The 16,999-nt window shown below is 46.6% G+C and carries 10 protein-coding genes; 3 read left to right on the forward strand and 7 right to left on the reverse strand.

Annotation, left to right across the window (positions count from 1 at the left end):
- Positions 1-10 precede the first annotated feature (10 nt).
- The 5 genes from NM125_RS13050 to NM125_RS13070 all read right to left on the reverse strand — a co-directional run bounded on the left by NM125_RS13050 (position 11) and on the right by NM125_RS13070 (position 5,293).
- Entirely contained in the window at positions 11-847 is an 837-nt protein-coding gene (locus tag NM125_RS13050) for a 1,4-dihydroxy-2-naphthoyl-CoA synthase (protein WP_255135394.1), read from the reverse strand.
- A 2-nt stretch (positions 848-849) separates the two neighbouring features.
- Positions 850-1,665, reverse strand: coding sequence for a 2-succinyl-6-hydroxy-2,4-cyclohexadiene-1-carboxylate synthase (menH, locus tag NM125_RS13055; protein WP_255135395.1), 816 nt, complete (start codon positions 1,663-1,665; stop codon positions 850-852).
- Entirely contained in the window at positions 1,662-3,377 is a 1,716-nt protein-coding gene (gene menD / locus NM125_RS13060; RefSeq protein ID WP_255135396.1) for a 2-succinyl-5-enolpyruvyl-6-hydroxy-3-cyclohexene-1-carboxylic-acid synthase, read from the reverse strand. The genes menH and menD overlap by 4 nt, the downstream gene beginning before the upstream one ends.
- Positions 3,364-4,827 carry an isochorismate synthase gene (locus NM125_RS13065; protein ID WP_255135397.1) on the reverse strand — a complete coding sequence of 488 codons (1,464 nt, stop codon included), beginning with the start codon at positions 4,825-4,827 and terminating at the stop codon, positions 3,364-3,366. Before NM125_RS13065 ends, menD begins: the two co-directional genes overlap by 14 nt.
- Before the next feature lie 190 nt (positions 4,828-5,017).
- Complete coding sequence (locus NM125_RS13070; protein WP_255135398.1) at positions 5,018-5,293, reverse strand: DUF4290 domain-containing protein; 276 nt, start codon at positions 5,291-5,293, stop codon at positions 5,018-5,020.
- A gap of 176 nt (positions 5,294-5,469) precedes the next feature.
- Between NM125_RS13070 and NM125_RS13075 the strand changes: the two genes are divergently transcribed.
- Positions 5,470-6,462, forward strand: a complete 993-nt coding sequence (locus NM125_RS13075) for a PLP-dependent cysteine synthase family protein (RefSeq protein WP_255135399.1) — start codon at positions 5,470-5,472, stop codon at positions 6,460-6,462.
- Between the two features lie 46 nt (positions 6,463-6,508).
- On the forward strand, positions 6,509-6,826 hold the full coding sequence (locus tag NM125_RS13080) for a DUF3467 domain-containing protein (RefSeq protein ID WP_255135400.1): 318 nt from the start codon (positions 6,509-6,511) through the stop codon (positions 6,824-6,826).
- A 135-nt stretch (positions 6,827-6,961) separates the two neighbouring features.
- On the opposite strand, the gene NM125_RS13085 is transcribed toward NM125_RS13080, so the two are convergent.
- Positions 6,962-8,044 (reverse strand): LptF/LptG family permease, encoded by a 1,083-nt coding sequence (locus NM125_RS13085; RefSeq protein ID WP_255135401.1) that lies wholly within the window; start codon positions 8,042-8,044, stop codon positions 6,962-6,964.
- Entirely contained in the window at positions 8,037-9,464 is a 1,428-nt protein-coding gene (locus tag NM125_RS13090) for an LptF/LptG family permease (RefSeq protein WP_255135402.1), read from the reverse strand. The genes NM125_RS13085 and NM125_RS13090 overlap by 8 nt, the downstream gene beginning before the upstream one ends.
- A 278-nt stretch (positions 9,465-9,742) precedes the next feature.
- Between NM125_RS13090 and sov the strand changes: the two genes are divergently transcribed.
- Positions 9,743-16,999 (forward strand): T9SS outer membrane translocon Sov/SprA, encoded by a 7,257-nt coding sequence (sov, locus tag NM125_RS13095; RefSeq protein WP_255135403.1) that lies wholly within the window; start codon positions 9,743-9,745, stop codon positions 16,997-16,999.

A 16,999-nucleotide genomic window follows, 5' to 3' on the forward strand; every position in this document is an offset into this window, starting at 1 on the left:
GTGGCAACTCTTATGAAGGTGAACGGTCAAATTTGTCCCAGTTGGGCTTACGTTTCTCGAGGAAGGCATTGCGACCTTCTTCGGCTTCGTCGGTCATATAAGCAAGGCGAGTGGCTTCTCCGGCAAATACCTGCTGACCCACCATGCCGTCATCAATCGCATTAAAGGCAAACTTGATCATCTTGATGGCTGTCGGACTTTTAGCCAGTATTTCCTGTGCCCATTCATAAGCTGTTTCTTCAAGTTCTTCATGAGGAACTACGCGATTCACCATTCCCATTTCAAAAGCTTCCTGAGCAGAATAGTTGGCACCAAGGAAGAAAATTTCCCGGGCACGTTTTTGTCCTACCTGTCGGGCAAGCAGGGCAGAACCGAATCCGCCGTCAAAGCTGGCAACATCGGCATCCGTTTGTTTGAAGATAGCGTGTTCTTTACTAGCCAGGGTAAGGTCGCAAACTACATGCAGGCTGTGTCCGCCACCCACAGCCCAGCCGGGAACCACGGCAATCACTACTTTGGGCATGAACCGGATGAGTCGCTGCACTTCCAGTATATTGAGTCGTGCAATGCCATCATCGGCTTTATACCCGGTTTTGGAACGCACATTTTGATCTCCACCTGAGCAGAATGCCCATTTGCCGTCTTTGGGAGAAGGCCCTTCACCGCTCAACAGTACAACACCAATATCATTATCCTCTTTGGCATCACTTAAAGCCTCATACAGCTCAAACACCGTTTTAGGACGAAATGCATTCCGGATTTCCGGCCGGTTAAATGCGATTCTCGCCACGCCATTCAATTTCTTATAGGTGATGTCTTCGTATTCTTTGACGGTTTGCCAGTTCATGACTAACGATGGTTTTGAATGAAATTTTTAAGTTGAGCTATCAGCTGTTCAGGCTGATCTAAATGTACGCGGTGGCCGGCGTCTTTCACAACCGCTAATTCCGGTTCACGGAGCTCTTTCTCCATCTGCCGGTTGATGTGCAGAAATTTCGAATCCTTTTCACCGACCAGTAACTGTACGGGAATAGGAATTTCACCCAGCCGGTTTCTAACACAAGGCATGGTGCCGGTTCCGAACCCCTGCAAACTGTTGGCCAGCCAAAACGGGTTTTGGTTTTGTTGAATCTCGTTCATCTTATCAATCAGTTCAGGAGCCGGATTTGCTGAATTAAACAGCGGCATCTTTGCCCAGTCTTCCAGGAACCCTTCAAAATTTCCGGTGATGGCATCCGAGCGGCGGGCATCCAGAGACTGCCGGGCTTGTTGCTCGGTTTCTCCCTCAATGCCAAAGGTGCTGCTTTCGAGAATCAACCCTTTATACAAATCGGGGCGGTGGAGGGCAAGCTGAATGGCTAATCGTCCACCCATGCTATACCCGTATAGAAAAAGGGGAATCTGTAACTGCTCACTGATTAGTTTGGTGAGATCGGCGACCTGTTCTTTGGTGGAAAAGCGGTAGTGGAGTTCAGCGCCTTCGGTTTTTCCGTGTCCCAGCAGGTCAATGGTAATGGGATTGCAGAATTTCTTGAGTTCAGGAATCAGGTGATCAAACTGCTTTCCGCTTCCCATAAAACCGTGAAGGAGTATAAGGTTGGGCAGTGTTGCAAGTTCCTGTTGAATATCAATGTGATAAGAGATGCCTCTTACGCGAATATTCATGTGTCTTTTTTAATATCGAAATTCCAAAGTGCGTGTCGCTGTTCCATCGACTCATCGGCTCCGGTCATGCATTCCATGACATGAACGCCATTTCGTTGAATCAGCCGCTCAAAGGTAGCAATAATTTGCTCCGGTCTCGAAACGAGGGTATGATCAATATTATGAGCCCGGCACAGCGCGGCAACTTTCGCGGTTTGAGGGGTTTCAAAATATGAGGTGTACTTACTCATAATCTGATGAACCGGAAGCATCCGGAAGATGGTACCCCCGCCGTTGTTCAATAAAACGATTACGAGCGGGTGTTTGATTTTTTTAGCCATCAATAAGCCATTGGTATCATGCAAAAAGGAAATATCACCTACAAACAGAACGCCCGGTTTCTCAGATGCGATACTTATTCCTAATGCCGTGGAAGTAATGCCATCAATGCCGGCAGCGCCCCGGTTTACGTAAATATCCTTCCCGTCAAATTCCCCAAATAAAGACATATCCCGGACCGGGAAAGAGTTGGAAAGCATAGTGAAAGCCTTTTTTGGGATATTTTCCATCACTTTAGAAAACACATAACCATCCGTGATGGGGGCGGAAGGGTGGAGTTGCTGCTCCCGAAATGTTTTGAAATCCTTTTCAATTTTGCGCCACTTTTTCATCCATTCTTTATCTGCAGCACCGGTCACTTCCGGAATTTTCAACGGACCTTTGAGCGTAACCTGCTTGTCGGAGGATAAGCTTCCATCTACCCATCGGTTGGGCCCCATAAAGCAGATTTGCATCGCTTCGGAGTGTTTGTCAAGGAACTCGTTGACCCCCTTACTGACGGGTTGAGCACCAAAACGAAGGATTAAATCGGCGTTTAACTCTTCCCGGTTGGTTTCATTTTTAAGGAATCCATCAAATCCCTGAATGGTATGCCTTGAAGTAGGCACCTGTGAACCGGGTTCTGCTAAAATGGGGGCATCCAGGGCGCGTGCAAGCGGAGTGATAAACTGTAACCGATCCGATTTATTGGTAGGACCAACCACAATCAGCGGGCGTTCGGCAGAGATAAGATCCGACCAAAAAGTTTCTCCCATTTCGATTTCGCCATCTTCCCGGCTGTATTTAGGTGACGGCCTGCGCGATTGCTTTTCATTCTCAAATTCAACCTGCCGAAGGTATTTCTGGTCCGGCTCAAAAGGTTTTGTAAACGGGAAGTTTAAATGGGCAACCCCTTCTTTTTGCACTGATTGCTGAACGGCCTGTGATGCAGCCAGCTTCAGGCGGTTTAAACTTCTTTGATGAGTATCCGGTTCTCCAACCTCATGAAAAAAGACGGGGTAGTTGCCAAACAGCTTCAACTGATCTATGGTTTGTGAGGCTCCCAATCCGCGATAATGAGGGGGGCGGTCGGCACTCAAAATAATCATAGGAATACCGGACTGAGCAGCTTCAATCACAGCCGGATAATAATTGGCGGCAGCTGTACCGGATGTACAAACTAAAAAGGCCGGATTCCCGGTGTATTTACCAATACCAAGGGCGGTAAAAGCGGCAGAACGCTCATCAATAGCTACATGCTTTTTGAATCCGGAATGAGCGGCAAAAGCAAGGGTTAAAGCCGTGGAGCGGGAGCCCGGAGATATTACAACGTGTTCAATGCCTTCTTCAAACAGGGAGCGTACGAATGTAGTGCTCCAGTAGAAGGCAGCATTTTGCGGTTCATTTTCTTGCATGTTCCAACGCAGTTAGCATGGGGATGAACTTGAGATTGGTTTCATCCCATTCTTTTTGAGGGTTTGAGTCCTCAACAATACCACATCCTGCAAAAAATCTCACCTCATTAGATTTAATTAATCCGCTGCGGATTGCCACCACAAACTCTCCCTCGCCGTTTGCATTAATCCAGCCAACCGGAGCAGCGTACCATCCACGGTCAAAATGTTCGAGCTTGCTGATGTAAGGCATCGCTGTTTCCCGCGGGTATCCGCCAACAGCCGGGGTGGGATGGAGGCGGGATAGAACTTCCGTTCTTGAAACGCCTTCTTTAATGCGGGCATGAACCGGCGTGTAAAGGTGCTGTACATTGGAAAGCTTTTTCACTCCCGGAGTTATCGGGTGTTCGAAGACATCCGAAAAGCGCTGCAGGTTCTCTTCAATAGCGTCCAGTACAAATGCATGTTCGCTGAGATCTTTTTGGCTGTGCAGAAGTTCGTATTCAAGTACCGCATCTTCAGAAGCAGTTTTGCCCCGTGAGATACTACCGGCCAGTCCCTCGGTGAGTACTTCCCGGTCGTGAAAAGAGGCCAGCCGTTCCGGGGTGCTTCCTATAAAGCTGGACTCCCCATTCTGACTGATTAAAAAGGAGTAGCAGTCCGGATACTGGTTTCGCAGGTGATTGAGCAAGCGGGTGTCGGATACCGGTTCTCTTAGATTGACATTCAGCTCACGTGCGAGCACAATTTTCTTAAACTCCCCGGATTTAATCAGGTCGGTGGCGTTCTCAACAGAATCCACCCATTTGCGATAATCGTCTGAATCGGTATCAGGAGTGTTAATTTCAGAGGTAAAAGTTTTTTTCGACTCGATATGGTAGGTGCCGGCGTCACAAATTCGGTCAAGACGGTCAAAAGTATCGACAAACGAGTTATAGATATCGGTCTCCGAAGCGGTCGATTCAATTTTCTTGGTTACGGTTAATACAGTGAATTTTCCTTCACGTACCAACACCCATTCGGGTAAACTGAATGAACCCGCTCCAAATTCTCTCCATTGCTTCCCGATGTTGTGATCAAAAAATGAAAAACCACCCAACAGGTGAACAGAAGCCAAATGATGCTTAAGGTTGGTAATGTGATGAACGGTATTCAGCAGTTCTTTTCCCAAATCGGAAGCATTCCTGAACCGCTGCTGACCGGTGGTTTGAATACGGGCCAAAGAACCGGCCGCGGCAATAGAAAACTCAGCCGAAGGCTTTTCCCAATAATATTGAAAAGTATCTTTATCAGGATATTGCTCCAAAACGGCGAGCGCATCTACGGAAGGAATCTGAATCGAAAAGGACAGATATTGATATTGCTTCCGGTTTTCAGAAATAAAATCTATAGCCTCGAAGAGGTCAAGCTTTGACACCTGTTGCCTGAAGCATTCTTTCACATCTTGTAAGGCAGGATTCTGTGAATCCATATATAAGCTGTAGTTTAGTTTTCAATCTAAATTGAAAGTACGGATTATTACAGCAATGTTAAACTAATTTTAGTTCCTGTTTTTTAGAACTTGTTGAGTCTTTCTTATACAATGAAATAGGATGGATCAGAGACACAAAAAAGCAGGGTGAAGATAAGCCTGACAAAAAGAAATGTACGCTTTAATAAGTTTATTGCGCATCATCATCTTCGCCGGTAGCGTAGGGATTATAGATCCCGTGCTCGGTGGGCTCATACTCGGCAAGCTTAAAGAAATGATTCCAGGCGGCTTCGCTTTTTCCGTTATCATCAACCCAGGTTGGGTGACTTTGCTTAATGAGCCCAACTACACGCTTGGCATAGGTAACGCGCTCTTCGGTGTCTTCTATTCGGGGAAGGGCAGCAATCATTAAATCTAAATTGTAGCCGCAGTCAAAGTCTTTGGGTTTTTGTTGGTGTATAAACATGAATTGGGATAGGTTGTAATAATTCTGCAGGAAAATAAGCCATAATGGGGATAGATTAAAATTGAATATGCTGTATTTACGGTGGGATAAAATTTTCAGTCATATATCTCAGACTCTCGGTGAATTATTTCTTAGTTTTGAGAATTAGATAAGAAAACATCAACACGAAGAAATTTATGTATCACAATTCCATACTGGAAGCGGTTGGCAACACCCCGCTTATTAAGCTGAACCATGTAAACGGAAATTCAGAAGGCACGCTGTTAGCTAAAGTAGAATATTTCAATCCGGGACATAGCATTAAAGATCGTATTGCGATCAAAATGATTGATGATGCGGAAGAAAAAGGGCTGCTTAAACCCGGTGGGACCATTATTGAAGGCACTTCAGGAAATACCGGGATGGGACTGGCCCTGGTAGCCGTTACCCGGGGTTATAAGTGCATATTTACCACCACCGACAAGCAAAGTAAATCGAAAGTGGATTTACTCAGGGCTTTGGGGGCTGAAGTGATTGTTTGTCCCACAAATGTGGAAGCCGATCACCCCGACAGTTATTACTCTGTTGCTCAACGACTCAGTGAGGAGATCGAGAATTCATACTATCCCAACCAGTATGATAACAAGAGTAATTTTGCTGCTCACTATGAAACAACCGGCCCGGAAATTTGGGAGCAGACGGAAGGCAAAATCACCCATTATGTAGCCGGGATGGGAACGGGCGGTACGATTTCAGGAACAGGGAAATTCCTGAAAGAGAAAAACTCGGATATCAAAGTGATTGGGATCGACAGTGTGGGATCCGTGTACAAGAAATACTTCGAAACCGGTGAATTCGATAAGAATGAAATCAAGCCCTACATGACCGAGGGAATCGGGGAAGATATCATTCCCGGAACCATCGATTTTGAGTATGTGGATGATGTGCTTCAGGTTAATGACAAAGATTCTGCATTGGTAACCCGCCGTCTTGCCCGCGAAGAGGGACTTTTGATTGGCTGGTCGTGCGGAGCAGCCGTAAAAGGCGCACTGGACTATATTGAAGAACATCCATTGGGCAAGGATGATGTTATGGTCATCATTATGCCCGACAGCGGTACCCGTTATATTGGTAAGGTGTATAATGATGAGTGGATGAAAGAGCAGGGTTTCCTGAACGAAGACGAATAATTTTTGTATCTACGGTTAACTAATACAAGTCAGAAAAAAGGAATGTATGGCTAAGAAAGATCAGACGATGAATCCCGGAAAAATGGAAATTGAATTGAAGGAAGAGGAGGCCACGGGTACGTATTCGAACCTGGTGATGATTACGCATTCACCCTCCGAGTTTATTCTGGATTTTATCGCTGTGATGCCCGGAGTTCCCAAAGCCCGGGTTGTGAAGCGAATGATCCTGACTCCGGATCACGCCAAACGACTGGCCAATGCCCTTAACGATAATGTAGCTCGCTACGAGCAGGAACATGGCGCCATCAGTTCCAACGAGAAGGTGGATATGCATATGTACCGGGGGCCGCAGCCGGAAGCGTAGGAACTTTGAACAAGGAACACCGAACATTGAACGATGAAGTGTTGCTTTTTTTACTCGCTCTGGCGCTCCGCGTCGGAGCGATGATGTGGTTATTTGTTCTCGTTCTGACGCTCTGCGTCGGAACGAAATAGGATCTTATTTTTTGGCTTCTATCAATAAACCTATCCCTACCAGGAAGAAGAAAATGTGTGGGAGTGTGGCGGCTAATTCAGGGGAAAGTGTTCCATAATACCCGAAAGGCTCAATAATTTTCATGAAGGCCAGGTATAGAAAACTGATGGTGAGCCCGGCTGCTAAATAAGCTCCCTTTCCACCTCGCCGGCGAACACTGGCAAATGAAAAACCAACAATTATGACCACGATGATAGAAAAAGGGTAGGCCAGCCTTCCATAAAATTGTACTTGCGGGATTTCAATGCCGCCTGCCCCGCTTCGTTCAATGGAAGCAATGTAATCCCGGGCTTCCTCATAGGTCAGCTGATAAACATCAGAAGTAGTGCGGGCCAGGTCGCGCGGGAACACATTCAGCACCGTATCTTTCTTGATGAAATCTTCTTCTTCATATCCTACATCCGTGAACACCCGTTCGGTTCCGCTTTCCAGCCTCCAGCTTTGGGTCGAATCCACCCATTCCATCCGGTTAGCACGTGTACTTTTTATGATTTGCTGATCTTTAAACTGGATGAGCCGGATGCGATAGGCAATTTGCTGGTTCTTATCGAAGTAATTTACCTGGAGTTTGGTATCGGGTGAAGGCTGCCGGTAAATATCACTGCGGTCAATTTTCTCGGATTTATCCTGCAGGTATTGTTCTTCAAAAGCAATCCGCTGAGCATTGGATTTAGGGATGACGTGTGCGTCCAACAGGCTAATCCCACCAGCACAAAGGGTTGCAAAAACAATGTAGGGTACAATCAGGCGGTACAGGCTAACCCCGGCTGCTTTCAGTGCGGTTATCTCCAGTCGGTCCGACAACTGTCCGGTGAGAAAAAGGCAGGCCACGAAAACAGCTACTGGTAGAACCAGGCGGGTCATTTCGGGAACATAATTCAGGTAGTAATTCCTGAATATTTCTGCCATCTGAGCTCCCTGATCTGCAAAGTCATCGCTGTTCTCGGAAAAGTCGATCATTATGAAAATAAAGATCAGCATGAGCAGCACAAAAGCCGTGATGGCAAACAGACGCAGAAATATATATTTATCAAAATGTTTAATCACGGTTTCGGAACAGCTTGGTAATTCGAATGTCGGTTGTCAGGTGAATGATAAGGTACGCTCCTACTAAGGAAAGAACCACGTTAAACGTCCACATGCCTACTAAGGGGGTGATAAAAAGCCGATCGGCCAGTTTTTCTCCCTGTATCAAAGAAACCCAGTAAAAAGTCAGAACCACGGTACTGATGAGGGCAGCAAAACCAAAATTTCCACGTTTGGTCATAATACCAACCGGTGCGCCAAAAAGGATGAACACTACACAGGCAAACGGAATGGATAATTTTTTGTGAATCTCCACCAGGTAGCGGGCTATTCTCTTCTTACGCCACTCGACATTAGCGTTTATTGATTCCACTTTATTCCGGTATTCCTTCATCTGACGAATGGATTCTTCCACGAAGGTGCGCTGTATTTCTGCTTTAGGAAATATGTTAGTAGCCAAATAGGGGCTTTCAATGGAGGTGATGTAATCCAGGGTGTCTGGCAGTACTTTGTTGGGGTTGAAGTAGGAGGTTCTTCCGGTGTATTTATCCTCGGGGTAAACCATGGTGTTTTCACTCATGTTAGCCCTCTGCTCCTCAATCTCTGTAAATAGTGAATCAACTACGGCGATCATAGCCCTGGAACTCATGGTACGGTCGCTTCGGTTGCGGTCTTCAGGATCAGAGCGCATGAATGATAGGTCGGAAAGGTCCAGCGTCATGATGTGTTTATCAAACCGATTGCGTTCTATCATGGTCTCATTTCGGCGGTCGGTAGCAAGAAACTTCAGACTGGTTCCATGTATCAGATGAAGGGTAAGGGCTTGTTTTCCTTTGCTTACAAGGAGTCCCTTATCGGCAACGATGTAGGCGCGGTCGCGATTGTTTTCAGGCTTTTGGAATAAGGTAATATCATAGAGACTGTCGGTTTCGCTGTCAATCCGTTCAACAAGAAAGGTATATCCTTCGATGCCATCATAAAACGTGTTGGGTTTGAGATCGAAACCGGGCTTTTTGAGGCGAATGTCTATAAACAACGAGCGCGCTTTTTGATTCGCTTCCGGTAACACATTATTTGAAAACCAGGCCAGCCCGATAAACAGAAGGACAGAGGCAATTAACACCGGGCGTATAATTTTCATGGGGTTGATGCCCGAGGCCCGCAGCGCGGTGAGCTCGTTCAACTCTGAAAACTTGCCGAAAGCCATCAGCGTGGCTACAAGAACAGCCATAGGAGCAGCCAGCACAACCATATAGGCCAGGTTCGTAATAATAAGCTCAATAATGATGAGCAAGGGAATATCCTTACCAATCAGCTTGTCGATATGCAGAATCAGGAACTGCATCAACAGCAAAAACAAGAGGGTGAAAAAACAGAACAGAAAAGGGCTCAGGTGCCTTTTAAGCAGGTCTATCTGAAGTTTGTTGATGAATTTATTCAAAGCTTGCTGTTGCTCGGGTACTTTTTAATTTTCACAGACGTAAATAATAGACAATTTCCGCTTATAAATTAAAGGATGGATTATCGTATTATACTTTCAACATATTCAAATATATAGTATTATCGACCGCACCCATTCATCTACAAACTAATTTAGAATAAAAAAAACAGATCCGCCTATCGCCTAACGCTACAGACAATAAGTAATAACCGAGTCAGTAATTAAAGCCGGTGCATTCTTTTTTTAAGTTAGTTTATTACCTGCCATTCGTATGTTTGATGAATGGATTGCTGTTGGTTGGTGTATCTGCACAAGATACCAGCGATACTACAAAAACAGTCAGCGAGGCGGATAGTACCCTTGAAGGGGTGAAATTTATCTACCGCCCACCTCAGGGTCCGGTGAGCGATAAAAGAGTGGTCAACCCCGGGAATCTTTATTACATCAAGCTTTCCAAAGAGCAGTATCAGGCTACCTGGGATTCTGCCGATACCTACCGCATCATCCACAAGATTGATGGTTTTGAAGTATCATCCCCTCAAATTTTCAATTTTGAGCAATACGTAGCTGAAAAGCGTAAACAGCAGGAAAAAGAGATACGGTTTAACCTGATTGAGGAAGGTAAGAGAGAAAGCCAGCAACAACGCGGCCTGCTTGATTTCAGCCTGCAAATTCCGGGCGGACAATCATCGGTATTCACAACCATTTTTGGGAAGCCTGAAGTAAACCTGCGCGTTAACGGTTCAGCAAATATGAACGTTGGGGTTTCTATCCAGAATATTGAAAACCCCACCATTGAACCGGATTTACAACGCCGGGTTGATCCTACCTTCAACCAAAACCTGCAGCTGAATATTCAGGGAACCATCGGGGACAAGCTTACCATTGCCACCGACTGGGATACGGAACGGGCATTCGACTTCCAAAACCGCCTGAGCATTGTGTATGAAGGATATGAGGATGAAATCATCAAGCGGATTGAAATGGGGAACGTGTCGATGGAGACCGGGAACTCGCTTATTCGTGGTGGGGCATCCCTTTTTGGAATTAAATCGATTGCTGAACTCGGGCCGCTGAGACTGACATCCGTCGTTTCTCAACAAAAAGGGGAGAGTGACACCCAAACCATTACGGGAGGTTCGCAAGAAACACAATTCTCCATCAGGCCGATTGAATATCAGAACAACCGCCACTTCTTCCTGGATTTCTACAACCGGCAGGAGTTTGAGTCCAACGTTTCAAATCCTCAACAAAAGACACAAGCTTACCAGATTTCAGATATCCGGGTGTGGATATCCGAACCTCAGATTAATACTACTGATCCCGAGGCGGTACGAGCTGCATCGTTCGTTGATTTGGGTGTGAATGACCGGGGTGATGGCACCTTTGGCCTTCCCACTGAGGCAGCTGATGTGATTGATGACAACACCCTGGAAAACAACAGGAGTAATCTTAGCGCTGCTGCTGATGATTTTGGAGTTGCGGGCAATGACTTTTACAATGGATATTTCAGGCCGCTAACAGAAGGTGCCGACTACACCATTGACAAAGCCCTGGGATTTATCAGCCTGAACCGGTCGCTCAGTTCGGGAGCCTACCTTGCCGTTTCCTTTATCAGGCAACCCGTTGGAGGTGAGAACTCTCCGGCTGAAATCGGTGATATTTCTCCCCGTTCATCTAATGAATTGACCTATTTAAAACTTCTGCGAACGGATAATCCAACCCCGGATTTAAAGTCCTGGCCTCTTACCATGCGTAACTTCTACTCGCTGGGTGTTTCCAATCTGACGGCAGATGGGCTGGAGCTTGATCTTAAGTTTACTCAGGGTAACGTTGACGATACTAACCTCCCCAACCTGAACACCCCGCTGTTACAGGTGCTGGGCCTGGACAGGGTGAATACGCAAGGTGCCGCACAGCCTGATAACCTTATTGACTTTTCCGGCTATGTACTGGATCCCCGAAACGGAAGCATCATGTTTCCTTACCTGGAGCCTTTCGGAAGCAGGATTACCGAGCTCCTGGAGTCAACCTCTTCCTCTGACTCTTTGGTACAGGCTCTTTCGTACACCGAATTATATAATGAAAAACAGACCACGGCTGATGAAAGTCCCAAGAATAACTATTATCGCATTGAGGGGACTTCAAAAGGCGGTGTGTCGGGAAATTTCTCGCTTGGGTTTAGCCTGGTTGAAGGTTCGGTAAAAGTATTTGCGAATGGAACCCAGCTAACCGAAGGTGTGGATTATGAGGTGGATTATTCTTTTGGCCTGATCACTATTTTGAGTGAGCAGTATCTGGCTTCCGGTCAGGATATCCGGATTGAGTATGAGAACAACCAACTGAATGTAATCGGGCAGAAGAACTTTACCGGACTCCGGGCCGAGTACCAGGTAAGTGAGGATATCAGTATTGGGGGAACGTACTTTAAACTGAAGGAACAGCCCCTTTCCGATAAAATCAGAATTGGGAATGAGTCGATTAATAACACCATTCTTGGGATGGATGCAGATGCGGAGTTCGACACCCCATGGCTTACCCGCTTCATCGATAAAATCCCGCTGCTGCAGACCAAGGCCGAATCTAACATCAGCGTAAGCGGAGAATTTGCCCAACTCCGTCCGGATGTGGCTCAAACCAATGCCGTGCGTGATGCTATTGATAACAATGAGCTTTTTAAAGATGAAGTGAACGGCTTGTCTTTTATAGATGACTTTGAGGGCTCGGAAATCAGCATCACCTTTACAAGCCCAACCCGTTGGGAGCTGGCTGCAGCTCCGGCAGCTATTCCAGGTTACGGCCCCGACCAAGCCTTTTTTGATAATCCCGATGCCACGCTGAACAACTCGCTGGAGTCCAAGATTGCCCGCTCCGATCTGAGAAGTCAGTTTTCCTGGTACACCATCCCCAGAAACATATCGAGTATATTAGGGAATGCTCGAGGGACGCCGGAATCAGAGACTACACCAACCGAAGAGGTTTTCCCCGGAAAGGAAACGAATAACGCCCAGGATGAAGTCATTAATACTCTGGATGTGTATTACAATCCCACCGAGCGGGGCCCATATAATTACAATACTGATTTAAGGAGTAAGCTGGAGAACGAACCGGAAAACCAGTGGGGTGGAATGACGGCGGCACTCCCATCGGGGCAGGAAGATCTCACGCAGAATAATATTGAGTTTATTGAATTTTGGGTACAGCCTATTTTGCCGGGTGGAAGAGAACCCACTGCCGAAGACCTTGAAGATTACGACGGTAAGTTATACATCGAGATTGGGACTATCTCCGAAGATGTGGTTCCCAACTTTGACCTGAATTCGGAGGATGGTCTGGCTAATAACCTGGAAAACCTGGAACTGGATACCTTTCAGGAAAATCCCCGTTCGTATGTCCCGGCCAACCCAACGGCACCGCAAGGGCAGTTTTCGAACGATAACAGGGAGCTCGAGGACGTGGGCTTTGATGGAATTCCCAGCAGTAACGGCTTTGATGATGAAAAAGTAGAGACGGCCCTCTTCAGTCCCTTTATCGATTCTATGCGGATAGCTTATGGTGAGCAAAGCGATGAATTTCAGTCCATTTTAGCCGACCCATCCAACGACGATTATATTTTTTACGGGGAATCTCAGGTTCAGGACCTGCCGCTTCAGGAGCGTTTTTACCGGGTGATGGGCTACCATGAAGGGAACACACCGGCGGCTGGTGGAGATAAACGAGCCATTACTTCCCGTCCGGATACGGAGGGACTGGTAAGCCGCGCCAACATCGAAACTAACAACAATTATTATCAATATGAGATTGCATTGAACCCGGCAGATTTCAGCAGTCTCGAAATTGAAACGAATCCTGATCCCGATAACCGTACTTTTATTGTGGATAAGGTGAATGCTCCACGACAGGCAGACCGGTGGCATCTGGTTCGCATTCCTTTGACCGAATTCAAGCGTAAAGTGGGTGATATTGAAGGGTTTCAGAACATCAGTCACATTCGCATGTGGATGTCGGGTTATGAGAAGCCGTTCACCATGCGTTTTGCCACTTTTGAGTTTATAGGAAGCCAGTGGCGAAAAGTGGAAAATATTGACGAAGGGCAGAATTTCAACGGGGATTTCAGGATTGCGACCATCAATATCGAAGAAAATGCCAGCCGGGAGCCGGTTCCGTACCGCCAGCCGGATGGATCAATCCGAGCCATAAACCGGGGAGTGCAGGTGCAGTCTTTGGCCAATGAGCAGTCTTTGGTGTTAGGGGTTGAGAATCTGGGTTCAGGACAAATTCAGATGGTAAAACGAATTTATCCCGGTGGGTTGAATCTGTTGAACTACTCTAACATGCGGATGTTTGTGCACGGGGAAGGATATGGGGATGGCCCGGAAGAAAGAGACCATGCCGAGCTGGTGGTGAGGATGGGAACTGACTTAAATGCCAACTACTACGAATATCGACAGCCGGTAACTCCTTCAGATCCCGATTACCCGTATTCTCCCTACAGCGCTGATGGCGGCGGGGAACTCGAAATTGATGCTGAACAAGTATGGCTGTATGATGAAAATAGCATGAACATTGTTTTGGCTGCTTTCAACGAACTTAAGCAGCTCAGAGATCAGCAGGGGGTAACCGACTTTACCCAGAAATTTGAGCAAGAGCTTTCTCCCGAAGAAGATGATGCTGTTGAAGGAGCGGTGGTAGCTATAAAGGGGAATCCTTCTCTCGGACGTGTGTCAGAAGTTGGGATGGGGATTTTGAACCCTCACGACCCTGCTGATGTAAGCTCGCCGGGTACGCCAAGCCTGAATGCTGAGTTTTGGCTGAATGAACTTCGCGTTTCCGGTTTTGATAACGAGAAAGGCTGGAAAGCAAACGCCAATGCCAGTTTCAAACTTGCTGATTTTGCAACCTTCAATACCAACTTCAGCCGAACAACCACCGGTTTTGGTGGGTTGGAATCGCGATTAGGGAATCGAAGCGTGGCGGATGAAATCGGGTACGACCTGAGCTCAACTGTGAACCTGCACAAGTTAATCCCTGACCGCTATGGCTGGAATTTCCCGGTTACTGTTTCAAGCCGTAAGAATATTTCAACGCCAAAGTACTTGCCTAATCAGGGTGATATTCGCCTGGATGATTTCATCAACGCCACCAACAGCAATGATGAACTTACCGAATCTGAAAAAGAAACCATTATTGACGAGCGCATTGATGCGGTTGAAACCGTTCGGGATAATTTCTCGGTTAATGTTTCCAATATCTCGAAGCAGAACTCCAAGAGTAAACTGGCTCAGTACACCATCGACAAAACCAAGTTGAGCTACGTGTACAACGAAGGAAGTTCAAAGAACCCGGAGATTCAGTTTCAGGATGACTGGAACTATAATACATCCATTAATTACAGCTTGTCGTTTAATAATGTGAAGTTGTGGCAGCCGTTTGGGTTTACCGAAGATGTACCTGTAGTAGGGGCACTTTCCGGGATCAGGCTGGGATATATGCCTTCGTCCATTAATGCTTCTGCGAACCTGAATCGGTCTTACACCGAGAAGAGAAGACGACCGGAGTTTGATGATGAAGGGATGGAAGTGGTTCAATCCTTACAGCAAAGCCATACATTCAACCAGCGTTCGGGGTTTGGGTTTAACTATAATTTCACGCCCAGTATCCCCATTTCATTCCGCACTACTACAAACTATGACCTGTCGAGTGCCGGCCGTGAGAACATCAACAAAACAGGCTTGCCGGCCGACAGTAACTCCTATCAGTTGACGCCCACCTTCGAGGTGCTTAACAATCTGCTTACCGATACGCTTTCGGCGAGAAGGTCGAATTATGAAGAAACGTACACGGCCAGCTGGCGTCCTCAGTTCAATAAGATAGAGGCGTTGAAGTGGCTCACCTATTCCGCTTCCTATGCGGGTGGCTACGGATGGACGAACAGCCCGAGCGGTTCTGGTTTGGGAGCGGGTGTTTCCAATCGTTTCCGGCTGGATCACACGGTTAAATTTGGTGTGGGCAGTCTTATTGACAAGATTGGGTTTTTCCAGCAACTGGAGGATGCAGATAAGAAAGAAACCACCGCCCGGAATAAAGCGAAGAACAGCGATGCAGAAAGTGAAGATTCGGCATCTCCGGATTTGATGAAAGACCTTCAGTACCTGGGCCGGAAAGCGCTATTGGCTATCTTCAGCATGGAAAATATTGACATCACCTATAATAAGAACAAGACTTCAAATCAGGCCGGGTACAGGGGAGATTCCCAAATTTTCTATGCATTGGCAGGCGAAGCAGATGATAATTTTTCTCCGCCCTTTGGCTACCGACTGGGTATTGATGAGGAACTGCCACGGTCGCAGTTAATTCAGCAAAGTCCTTCAGGCAATTCCATAAACCTACCCAAAAACAATACCTATACCGATAAAATTACGATGGGTACCAAGCTGAACCTGTTCAAAAACTTTACAGTGGATTTAAACTGGTCAACGAATTGGGATGAACGAGAGACGAATACGATTACCCTGACTCCGGCCGGTGATTTCTCCTCAACCGTTTCGTCCAGCGGAAATATCAGCTCTTCGGCATGGGCATTTGGTGGTGGATATCGTGACCTTTACGAGCGACAGCTTAAAACTGCTTTTGCAGACGCCAACAGGGAAGAGGGTATTATTTCTGATGATGTTAGCGAAGGAGGAAACGGAGATGGCCGGATTGTATTAAACCGGAATACCCTTGAAGAGGATTTCAGAAAAGCATATCTGGGAGGGGGAACCGGTGCGGTAGGCGAGAAAGGATACACGCCAATCCCCAAACCAAACTGGAGGGTTACCTGGTCTGGAGTTCAGAGTTTTATACCCATTATTGGGGATAATATGCGAGCTGCGACACTGACCCACGGCTATACCGGAACGTACAGACTGGGATGGAGCCTGAATACGCTTACGGGGATTCAGGACCCACAGGGGCTGGGTAGTTTCAGCGTTATTGATCGAAAGGAACTGTATGAACCGAATTCAATTAACGTAGAACAGCGCTTTTCACCACTTATTCAGCTAAATGTAACCTGGGAATCAGATCTGAGGACTCAGGTCAGCTTTGACCAAAGCAAAACAAGTAGCCTGGCACTTTCAAGTCGTACGGTTACGGAGCGAACTTCGAAGGGATTAAGCACCTCAATCAATTATACGTTTAAGAATTTGACGATACCGTTCTTCCCGAAGATCAAGAATAACGTCACGCTTACCATTAATGGGGGCTTTGCGGATGACACCGAGAGTAAGTACACACTCAGTTCCGATATTGATGAGGTATTAAGTGATGTGAATTTTGTGCCTGATGTAAGCCAGTATGATTACACCGATCCATTTGTTACAGGCCAGCAGCGAATAAACGGTTCGGTTGTTATCGGGTATCGCTTCTCCCAAACGGTGACCTCCAACTTTGAATACACCTACACCAAAGTGAACCCGAAGTCATCGGCTTACTTCCCGAGAACCAATCATGAAATCCGGTTCAACTTCAAGATTTCCATTCAGTCCAGGTAG

Source organism: Gracilimonas sediminicola (assembly GCF_024320785.1).
GTDB lineage: Bacteria > Bacteroidota > Rhodothermia > Balneolales > Balneolaceae > Gracilimonas > Gracilimonas sediminicola.